This is a genomic window from Methylobacterium sp. WL18, from assembly GCF_008040015.1.
GTDB classification, from domain to species: Bacteria; Pseudomonadota; Alphaproteobacteria; order Rhizobiales; family Beijerinckiaceae; genus Methylobacterium; species Methylobacterium mesophilicum.
Genome location: NZ_VRVD01000855.1, coordinates 1 through 1,632 on the forward strand (window position 1 = coordinate 1; position 1,632 = coordinate 1,632).

The following is a 1,632-nucleotide window of genomic DNA, read 5'->3' on the forward strand; positions in this document are numbered from 1 at the left end:
GCCCGGCCCGGGCCGGCGACGGCGTCAGCCCGATCATCATCACCGGCAACGACCTCGCCGCCGCCTGGGCGGTGGGCCGCCGCGGCGAACCGCTCTACCCGGTGGTCGGCGGCGACCAGCGCCAGCGCGAGATGGCCTTCCGGGGCGGCGTCAACATCGTGATCTACACGCTCACCGGAAACTACAAGGCGGACCAGGTCCACGTTCCCGCGCTGCTGGAGCGGCTGGGGCAGTGATTTCTTTGGACACAGTCCCCGGGCAGCGCCTGCTCCCACCAACCCCCCTCATCCTGAGGTGCGGCCGCGCAGCGGGCGCCTCGAAGGAGCCCTCCAGCCGGCCGCGCGATGCCTGGAGCCCTCCTTCGAGGCCGCTGACGCGGCACCTCAGGATGAGGGGGTCTGATGGGCCCATCGCTACATCCCTCACGCCAATCTCGGAGGCTTGCACGCCATGCTGAGCCTCAGCTTCACCCCCCTCCTCCCCTGGCCGGTCCTGGCCGCCCTCGGGCTGATCGTCGTCGTCCTGGCTCTGCTCGCCTTCGTGGCCCGGGGCCGGACCGCTCTGCTGCGCGCGCTGGTGCTTGCCCTGGTTCTGGCGGCGCTCGCCAACCCCGCCCTGGTGCGGGAGGACCGCGAGCCGGTGAAGGACATCGCGGCCATCGTGGTCGACCGCTCCGGTTCGCAGGCGTTGGGCGACCGGCCGCAGATGACCGATGCGGTCCGGGCCGAGCTGCAGCGCCGCTTCGGCGCGCTCACCAACATCGAGCCGCGCTTCATCGACGTGCCCGACGCCAAGGACGGCGACGACGGCACCAAGCTGTTCACGGCGCTGGGCCAGGCTTTGGCCGACGTGCCGCCCGAGCGGCTCGCCGGCATCGTGATGCTCACCGACGGCGTGGTGCACGACATCCCCGCTTCGATGGCGCAACTCGGCATCAAGGCGCCGCTCCACGTCCTCGTCACCGGCCATCCGGACGAGCGCGACCGCCAGATCAAACTCCTGGAGGCGCCGCGCTTCGGCATCGTCGGCAAGGATCTCACGATCCGCGCCGAGGTGATGGAGCGCGGCGGCACCGGCCACGCGGTCGTCACGATCCGCCGCGACGGCGAGGAGATCGGGCGGCGGGACGTACCCACCGACAAGCCGTTCGCGCTGACCACCCGGATCGAGCATGGCGGCCCGAACGTCGTCGAGATCGAGGTCGAGCCGCTGCCGGGCGAACTCACCACGGTCAACAACCGCACGGTGCTGCCGATCGAGGGCATCCGCGAGAAGCTCCGGGTGCTGCTGGTCTCCGGCGAGCCGCACCAGGGCGAGCGGACCTGGCGCAACCTGCTGAAATCCGACGCCAACGTCGACCTCGTGCACTTCACCATCCTGCGCCCGCCGGAGAAGCAGGACGGCACGCCGATCTCCGAACTGTCGCTGATCGCGTTCCCGACCCGCGAGCTGTTCGTCCAGAAGATCAAGGATTTCGACCTGATCATCTTCGACCGCTACGCCAACCAGAGCGTGCTGCCGCAGGCCTATTTCGACAACATCGTCCGCTACGTCCGCGAGGGCGGGGCGCTCCTCGTCGCCGCCGGCCCCGAATATGCCGGCCCGGCGAGCCTGGCCCGCACCCGGCTCGCC

The 1,632-nt window shown here is 70.6% G+C and carries 1 protein-coding gene and 1 pseudogene; both read left to right on the forward strand.

The features are described from left to right. Nucleotides 1–236, forward strand: a 236-nt coding sequence (locus FV228_RS29030; RefSeq protein WP_147857631.1) for a DUF4159 domain-containing protein, incomplete at its 5' end; no start/stop codon positions are given. 214 nt (nucleotides 237–450) lie between these two features. Then, nucleotides 451–1,632, forward strand: a pseudogene (locus tag FV228_RS29035) (hypothetical protein); the annotation flags it as partial.